Source organism: Qipengyuania sp. (genome assembly GCF_048550555.1).
In the GTDB taxonomy this organism is placed as follows: domain Bacteria; phylum Pseudomonadota; class Alphaproteobacteria; order Sphingomonadales; family Sphingomonadaceae; genus Qipengyuania.
Map to the genome: position 1 here is coordinate 22,403 of NZ_JBLYYF010000057.1, position 7,636 is coordinate 30,038.

Consider the following 7,636-nt stretch of genomic DNA (forward strand, 5'->3'; position numbering starts at 1 on the left):
TCCAATAGCCTCCAAAATCCGTAAACGCGGCTGCCTATGAGCAGCGATACCCGTTTCGATCCGGCCGGCGCCGATGCGCGCTGGCAAAATGCGTGGGATGAGGCGCAGACCTTCCGCGCCGACAGCGATTCCGAAAAGCCCAAGAGCTACGTGCTCGAGATGTTTCCCTATCCGTCGGGGCGCATCCATATCGGCCATGTGCGCAACTACACGATGGGCGACGTGCTGGCGCGCTACAAGAAGGCGCGCGGATTCGAGGTGCTGCATCCGATGGGCTGGGATGCCTTCGGCATGCCGGCGGAAAACGCGGCGATGGAAAAGGGTGTCCACCCCGGGGGCTGGACGCGCGCCAATATCGAACACATGAAGGCGCAGCTGAAGCGCCTCGGCTTCGCGCTCGACTGGAGTCGCGAGCTGGCCACCTGCGAACCCGACTACTACGGCCACGAGCAGGCGCTGTTCATCGACCTGTATGAAGCCGGCCTCGTCTACCGCAAGGAGAGCGAGGTCAATTGGGACCCGGTCGACATGACCGTGCTCGCCAACGAACAGGTGATCGACGGCAAGGGCTGGCGTAGCGGCGCCGAGGTCGAGAAGCGCAAGCTCGCCCAGTGGTTCCTCAAGATCACCGACTTCGCCGAGGAACTGCTCGACGGGCTCGGCGCTCTCGAGAACTGGCCCGACAAGGTCCGGCTGATGCAGGAAAACTGGATCGGCAAGTCGCAGGGACTCGAGTTCGCCTTCGACCTGTCGAGCGGTGAAAAGCTGCCGGTCTATACCACGCGTCCCGACACGATCTTCGGCGCGAGCTTCGTCGCGGTCGCCGCAGATCATCCGGTGGCGCAGTCACTGGAGAGCGAAGCGGCGCGCGATTTCATCGCGCTGTGTAAGAAGGGTGGCACCACCGCCGCCGAGCTCGAGACCGCGGAAAAGCTCGGCTTCGATACCGGCATCACCGCCAGGCATCCGTTCACCGGCGCCGACCTGCCCGTCTACATCGCCAATTTCGTGCTGATGGACTACGGCACCGGCGCGATCATGGCGGTGCCCGGCCACGACCAGCGCGACTTCGAATTCGCGACCAAATACGGCCTGCCGATCCCGCGCGTCGTCGCGCCGAGCGTCGAGGAAGCGGGCAAGCCCTTCGCCGGCGAGGCCGAGGCGGGGGAGGGCGTGATCGTCAACTCGGACTTCCTCGACGGAATGAGCGTCGAGGATGCGAAGCGCGAAATCATCGCGCGCATCGAGGCGCAGGGCCGCGGCGAGGGCAAGACCGTCTGGCGCCTGCGCGACTGGGGCGTTTCCCGCCAGCGCTACTGGGGCACGCCGATCCCCTTCATCCATTGCGAGACCTGCGGCGTGGTCCCCGCGCCCAAGGACAGCCTGCCGATCACGCTGCCCGAGGACGTCGATTTCCAGACGCCCGGCAACCCGCTGCTGCGCCATCCGACATGGAAGCATGTCGATTGTCCGAAGTGCGGCGGCAAGGCCGAGCGCGAGACCGACACGCTCGACACCTTCGTCGATTCGAGCTGGTATTTCCTGCGTTTTGCCAGCCAGCCTGCGGACCGTCCCTTCGATCCCGAAGAGGTCGCCAAATGGCTGCCAGTCGAACAATATATCGGCGGCATCGAGCACGCCATATTGCATCTATTGTACGCGCGTTTCTGGACCCGTGCGCTCGCGCATATGGGCCAGATCGCGGTGAAGGAGCCCTTCGCCTCGCTGTTCACGCAGGGCATGGTGACGCACGAGACCTACAGCCGCAAGGAAGGCGGCAAGACGGTCTATTACGCGCCCGACGAGATCAGCCGCGAGGCCGAGCGCGCTCTGCTCACTGCAGATGGCGGCGAAGTCGAGATCGGCCGGGTCATCAAGATGTCGAAGTCGAAGAAGAACGTCGTCGACCCCGACACCATCATCGACACCTATGGCGCAGACGCAGTGCGCTGGTTCATGCTCTCCGACAGCCCGCCCGAACGCGACCTGCCCTGGTCCGAAGCCGGGATCGAAGGCTGCAGCCGCTTCGTCCATCGCCTGTGGCGCCTGTTCTCCCAGCACCGCGACATGACGCTCGAAGGCGAGGACAAGGGACTTCGCCGCAAGGTTCACCAAACCGTGGCGGCAGTCGCCGAGGACATTGAAGGCCTCGCATTCAACAAGGCCGTTGCACGCATTTACGAACTGGTGAGCGCGACCGAAAAGGCGGACATCACCGCGGATCGGAGGTCCGCCATCGAAACCCTCGCCAAGCTCGTCGCACCAATGATGCCGCACCTCGCCGAAGAGGCGTGGCATTCCATGGGCATGGATGGACTCGTCGCCGACGCGCCATGGCCCGAAGTCGATCCGGCGCTGCTGGTCGAGGACGAGGTCACCATCGCGGTCCAGCACAAGGGCAAGCTGCGCGATACGCTGACCGCGCCCAAGGGTGCCTCGAAGGAGGCGCTCGAGGCGCTGGCGCTGGCATCGGAGAACGTCCAGCGCTCGATCGACGGCGCGGAAATTCGCAAGGTCATTGTCGTGCCCGACAGATTGGTGAATATCGTCACCTGATGCGCATCCTCTTCGCCAGTCTCGCCCTTGCCCTGCTGTCGGCCTGCGGTCTTTCGCCCATGTATGCGGGCGGCGGTAGCGGCGCGGTGGCGCAATCGCTCGCGGCGATCGAGGTCGCACCGATCGAGGGGCGCGCCGGCTGGCTGGTGCGCAGTGCGCTCGAGGAACGTTTCGCCGCCGCGGGGCAGGTGAGCCCGCAATATCGGATCGACGTCAGGCTCGACGACCAGCTCGAAGGGCTTGCCGTGCTGCGCGACGACACGATCAGCCGCGAGCGTCGCACCTTGCGCGCGCGCTACCAGCTGATCGACCTGGCGAGCGGCGAGATCGTGCTCGACGCGACCGATGGATCGGACGCCGGGATCGACGTGGTGTCGAGCGAATATGCGGTCATCGCGGCCGAGCAGACCGCGCTCGAAAATCTGTCGCAGGACCTCGCCCAGCGGATCGTGACCCGCGTTGCGCTGGCGCTGCGCGCCGAACGGTGAAGCTCACCAACCGCGATTTCGCGGCCAAGGGGCGCGGTGCGGCGCAGGGCTGCGACATCTTCTTCTTCTGCGGGCAGGACGAGGCCGGCGCGAGCGCCGCGGCTAACGATCTCGTCAGCTGGCTTCCCGAACCCGGCGAGCGGGTCGAGATGTCGGGCGCCGAACTGCGCAGCGATCCCGCGAAGCTCGGCGACGAGGCGCGCACCACCTCGCTGTTCGGGGACCAGCGCCACATCTGGATCCGTGCCAGCGGCGACGAGGCGCACGAGGCGCTCAAGGTGCTGGTCGAGACCGGCGATGCGGGGGCGGGCGAGGCCTGCCCGGTCGTCGTCGTCGCCACCTCGGCGACCGACAAGTCGCGCACCGCCAAGCTGCTCGAGAAGCGCAAGGATGCGCTGGTGGCGATGTTCTATCCGCCCGACCTGCAATCGGTGACCAAGAGCGTGCGCGCGCTGGCCGACGGGGCGGGCGTGCGGCTCGGCGGGGATCTCGCCGAGCGGATCGCGCGCGCCGCCAATCTCGACGTACGCCTGGCCCGGAGCGAGGTCGACAAGCTCGCGCTCTATCTCGATGCCAGCGCGCAGAGCCCGCAGACCGCGACCGGGGAAGACCTCGACGCGATCGGCGCGGCGAGCGAGGACGACGGTTTCGCCCCGCTGGTCAATGCCGTGCTCGGCGGGCAGTCGGCCAAGCTCGGGATCGAGCTGGCGCGAATGAAGCAGCTCGGGCTCAATCCGGTCGGCGTCCTGCTCGCCTTCGAGCGGCGCGCGGCGCAGCTCGCGCGAATCGCCGCGACGCTGCGCTCGCGCTCCTTCGGCGATCTCGACCGCGGCGAAGAGGCGCGGCTCGGCATCTTCTTCAAGGAGAAGCGCGAGATCGGCCAGCAGTTCGGTCTCTGGCGCCACGGCGACAAGCTCGACCGGCTGACCCAGCGGCTCGTGACGCTCCACCGGGAATTGCTGACCAACAGCCAGGCCGCCGAGCTGCTGCTCGCGCAGGGGCTGGCGGAGATCGCGCGGGTGGCGGGGGCGCGGGGGCGCTAGCCCGGGATCAGTTCTCGGGAACCGAGAAGGTGCCCGTCACGCGTCCGCCCGACTGCTGCCCTTGCCCGGTGACCGAGGAGGAGCCGCTGGCGCGCCCGTCGACGCTCGACACGCCGCTGGCGAGGTCGATCACCAGCCGTCCGCCATTGAGCGTGTCGCCGCCGCGGTTGAGGCGGACATTGCCCGCCATGGTGATGATCCGCCGGTTGAAGTCGTAGACCGCCGTATCGCCGCGGGCACGTTCGTTGCCGCGCGTCACATTGACCCCGCCGGTCGCCATGATCCGCTGGATCTTGAGGCTGCCGCCGTCGGTATAGTTCACGATCGTGCGCGCCGCGCTGAGGTTCAGACCCGCCTGCGTGATCTGGACATTGCCCGACAGCACGACGCGGTTCTGCCGGTCCTGCAATTCGATCCGGTCCGCGGCATAGCTTACCGGGGCGTTCGAATTGTGCCCGGCGATCGCCTGCGCCGACAGCTGCATGCCGGCGAAGGCGACAGCGGTCACGGCAAAGGAGCCGACGCCCCAGCGGGCCATGGTGTGGAACAGAGGCTTCATCAGGGCATCCTCAGCTCTCCGGGCACCATGCGCAGCCGCGCATTGCCCGACAGGGTGATGGTGCGCGCCGAGAGATCGGCGGTCAAGCGATCGGCGCGGAAGGTTCCGGCAGGGATTTCCCCGTCGACGCCGCCGCTCCCGACGAGGCGCTCTTCGGCCAGGTCGAGCGAGACGTCGCGCGCGAGCATGCGGTAGCCGTCGGCGGCCACCATGTGCATCGGGCCGATGATCGAGACGACCTCGTCGTCGATGTCGTATTGCCCGGCGCGGGCGGAGATCCGCGCGGGGCCTTCGTCGAGCAGCAGCCGCGCGACCAGATTGTTCATCCGCACGATGCCTTCGGCGCTCGATTGCTGGACGGCCTCGCCGGCGGTCAGCGAGAAGGGGCGGCCCTTGTCGTCGGCCCCGCGATAGAGCGCATTGTCGACCCGCAGCCGCTCCTTGATGATCGCCACCTTGTTGCGGTCGAGCAGGAAGCTGACTTCGCCGCGAGGGGACAGCGGGGTCACCACCATGAGCGCGGCGAGCACGCCGACCGCCATCGGCAGGGCGCGCGCGAGAAAGGCGACGAGGCGGTCGTGCGAGCCACCGGGCTCGGCCCAGTGCTGGCGCTCGTGCCGCCGCTCCTTCGCTTCGGCCGTCTCTATCCTGCGTTGCCGGGTTGCCATGGAGCTTGCCTGCCTGCGTGACCCTTACATGTGGCTGAAGATGTCGTGGTCGGCCCAGCCGGCGACATCGAGCCGTGCCCGCGTCGGGAGGAATTCGAAGCAGGCCTGCGCCAGTTCGGTGCGGCCCTCGCGCTCGAGCCTGCGGTCGAGTTCCGCCTTCATCCGGTGGAGGTAGCGCACGTCGGAGGCGGCATATTCGCGCTGCGCATCGGACAGTTCGGGCCCGCCCCAGTCGCTCGATTGCTGCGCCTTGGAGATGTTCTCGCCGAGCAGTTCCTCGACCAGCATCTTCAGGCCATGGCGGTCGGTATAGGTGCGCACCAGCTTGCTGGCGATCTTGGTACAATAGCAGGGCGTCGCCATCACGCCGAGGTAGTGCTCGATCGCGGCGAGGTCGAAGCGCGCGAAGTGGAACAGCTTGAGCCGCGCGGGATCGCCCAGCACCGCCTTGAGGTTGGGCGCGTCATAAGTGCTGTCGGGGCCGAAGCGCACGAGATGCTCGTCGCCGTTGCCGTCGCTGATCTGGACGACGCACAGCCGGTCGCGGATCGTCACCAGGCCCATGGTTTCGGTATCGACGGCCACCGGGCCATCGGCGAGTACGCCTGCGGGGAGGTCTTCTTCGTGGAAATGCACTGCCATGGGCGAGGCCTTAGGCGCATCGGGGATTGTAGGGAAGGGCGGACTGGTCCCTCGCGCGGCAGGCCCTACAATCGCGCTCATGACCGAAAGCGTGCCGCCAAGCTGGAAGCCCGTGCTCGACCCCGTGCTGGCGAGCGCCGAGGCGCGGCGGCTGGGCGGCTTCCTCGTCGCCGAGGAAGGCGACGGCAAGACGATCTATCCCCCGCGCGGCTGCCGGCTGAAGGCGCTCGAACTGACCCCGCTCGAGGAGGTCAGGGTCGTGATCCTCGGGCAGGATCCCTATCACGGGCCGGGGCAGGCGATGGGCCTGTGCTTTGCCGTGCCCGAGGGGGTCAGGATCCCGCCGAGCCTGGTCAATATCTACAAGGAGCTCGAGGCCGATCTCGGCGTCGCGCGGCCCGATCACGGCGATCTTTCGAAATGGGCGCGGCAGGGCGTGCTGCTGCTCAACAACACGCTGACGGTCGAGGCCGGCAATGCGGGGAGCCATGCGGGGCGCGGCTGGGACGCGATCACCGATGCCTGCATCGCGGCGGTGGCGGCGCGCGAGGCGCCCTCGGTCTTCATCCTCTGGGGCAGCCATGCGCAGGCCAAGGCGAAGCGGGTCGCGGGGCTCAGGAACGGGCGGCATTGCGTGATCGAGAGCCCGCACCCCAGCCCGCTCTCCGCGCATCGCGGTTTCTTCGGCAGCAAACCGTTCAGCCGCACCAATGCCTTTCTCGAGGACCACGGCCGCGGGCCCATCGACTGGTCGCTATGAGCGGACGAAGGTGACACCGCGTCACTTTCGCGCGCTTGCTCCATCCGGCTGATATCGCGAATGAAAGAGGTCTGCCCGGTCGCCGGACGGACACGGAGGGGGGAGGCAAATGCCTCTGGCGGATCGACGATGCGAAAGAGCCGACTGCCCACCTACCACCCCGGCGGCGTGTAGGAAAATTCGTCGTCAAAAGATCGAATAGCCGCCGTCGATCACCACCGAATCGCCGGTATGGAAGGTGCTCGCATCGCTGGCGAAATAGACCGCGATGCCGGCGAAATCCTCGCCCTCGCCCCAGCGGCGCATGGGCACGCGGCCGATCGCCTTTTCGTTGAAGGCGTCCCATTTCTGCAGCCGCTCGGTCATTTCGGTGGCGATCCAGCCGGGTAGCACGGCGTTGGCGCGAATGCCGTGGCGCGCCAGTTCGACCGCGGTTCCGCGGACCATCGCCAGCACGCCCGCCTTGGTCGCGGCATAGGCCTGGTTCTGCGGCGCGCCGTGGATCGCCGACACGCTCGAGGTGACCAGCAGCGATCCGCCCTTGTCGCCGTTTCCGGCACGCTCGACCATGTGCTTCGCCGCCTCGCGGAAGGTCCAGAACACCGCGTCGAGATTGACCGTGGTGACCTTGCGCCACTGTTCGGTGGTCTGCTCGGTCAGCGGGGCGCCGCCGCCCACGCCGGCATTGGCGATGCAGCAGTCGATCCGCCCCAGCCGCGCGAGGCTTTCGGCCATTGCATCGACAACCGCCGCTTCGTCGGCGACATCGACCGCCAGCGCCTCGACCCGCGTGCCATGCGCCTTCAGTCGCTCCAGCGCGGCGGCGTTCTTGTCCGCGTTGCGGCCCCAGATCGCGACATCGGCGCCCGCCGCCGCCAGCCCCTCGGCCATGCCCAGGCCGATGCCGCTGTTGCCGCCGG

Annotated in this window: 8 protein-coding genes; 4 read left to right on the forward strand and 4 right to left on the reverse strand. The window is 67.6% G+C overall.

The window, feature by feature from the left end:
• Positions 1-36 precede the first annotated feature (36 nt).
• Genes leuS through holA form a run of 3 tightly spaced genes read left to right on the forward strand, consistent with a single transcriptional unit; the run spans position 37 to position 4,087 of the window.
• Positions 37-2,556 carry a leucine--tRNA ligase gene (gene leuS / locus ACN4E0_RS14570; RefSeq protein ID WP_419569015.1) on the forward strand — a complete coding sequence of 840 codons (2,520 nt, stop codon included), beginning with the start codon at positions 37-39 and terminating at the stop codon, positions 2,554-2,556.
• Complete coding sequence (gene lptE, locus ACN4E0_RS14575) at positions 2,556-3,044, forward strand: LPS assembly lipoprotein LptE (RefSeq protein ID WP_419569017.1); 489 nt, start codon at positions 2,556-2,558, stop codon at positions 3,042-3,044. Before leuS ends, lptE begins: the two co-directional genes overlap by 1 nt.
• Complete coding sequence (holA, locus tag ACN4E0_RS14580; protein ID WP_419569019.1) at positions 3,041-4,087, forward strand: DNA polymerase III subunit delta; 1,047 nt, start codon at positions 3,041-3,043, stop codon at positions 4,085-4,087. Before lptE ends, holA begins: the two co-directional genes overlap by 4 nt.
• Positions 4,088-4,094: 7 nt before the next feature.
• Here the strand turns inward: holA and ACN4E0_RS14585 are convergent, their stop codons facing one another.
• The 3 genes from ACN4E0_RS14585 to ACN4E0_RS14595 are packed head-to-tail and all read right to left on the reverse strand — an operon-like array spanning position 4,095 to position 5,956.
• Positions 4,095-4,646, reverse strand: coding sequence for an LptA/OstA family protein (locus ACN4E0_RS14585; protein WP_419569021.1), 552 nt, complete (start codon positions 4,644-4,646; stop codon positions 4,095-4,097).
• Entirely contained in the window at positions 4,646-5,314 is a 669-nt protein-coding gene (gene lptC, locus ACN4E0_RS14590; RefSeq protein ID WP_419569023.1) for an LPS export ABC transporter periplasmic protein LptC, read from the reverse strand. Before lptC ends, ACN4E0_RS14585 begins: the two co-directional genes overlap by 1 nt.
• A 24-nt stretch (positions 5,315-5,338) precedes the next feature.
• A complete protein-coding gene (locus tag ACN4E0_RS14595) occupies positions 5,339-5,956 on the reverse strand; it encodes a ribonuclease D (RefSeq protein WP_419569025.1) in 618 nt (205 codons plus the stop codon).
• 79 nt (positions 5,957-6,035) lie between these two features.
• Between ACN4E0_RS14595 and ung the strand changes: the two genes are divergently transcribed.
• Positions 6,036-6,716 (forward strand): uracil-DNA glycosylase, encoded by a 681-nt coding sequence (gene ung, locus ACN4E0_RS14600; protein ID WP_419569027.1) that lies wholly within the window; start codon positions 6,036-6,038, stop codon positions 6,714-6,716.
• A gap of 186 nt (positions 6,717-6,902) precedes the next feature.
• Here the strand turns inward: ung and ACN4E0_RS14605 are convergent.
• Positions 6,903-7,636 (reverse strand): SDR family NAD(P)-dependent oxidoreductase (locus ACN4E0_RS14605; RefSeq protein ID WP_419569030.1); only part of this gene is annotated, 734 nt, incomplete at its 5' end.

Bases quoted from the DNA above. Each gene is read 5' to 3' on its own strand.
- leuS (WP_419569015.1), top strand. From the start codon at position 37: ATGAGCAGCGATACCCGTTTCGATCCGGCCGGCGCCGATGCGCGCTGG.
- lptE (WP_419569017.1), top strand. From the start codon at position 2,556: ATGCGCATCCTCTTCGCCAGTCTCGCCCTTGCCCTGCTGTCGGCCTGC.
- ACN4E0_RS14585 (WP_419569021.1), bottom strand. From the start codon at position 4,646: ATGAAGCCTCTGTTCCACACCATGGCCCGCTGGGGCGTCGGCTCCTTT.
- lptC (WP_419569023.1), bottom strand. From the start codon at position 5,314: ATGGCAACCCGGCAACGCAGGATAGAGACGGCCGAAGCGAAGGAGCGG.
- ACN4E0_RS14595 (WP_419569025.1), bottom strand. From the start codon at position 5,956: ATGGCAGTGCATTTCCACGAAGAAGACCTCCCCGCAGGCGTACTCGCC.
- ung (WP_419569027.1), top strand. From the start codon at position 6,036: ATGACCGAAAGCGTGCCGCCAAGCTGGAAGCCCGTGCTCGACCCCGTG.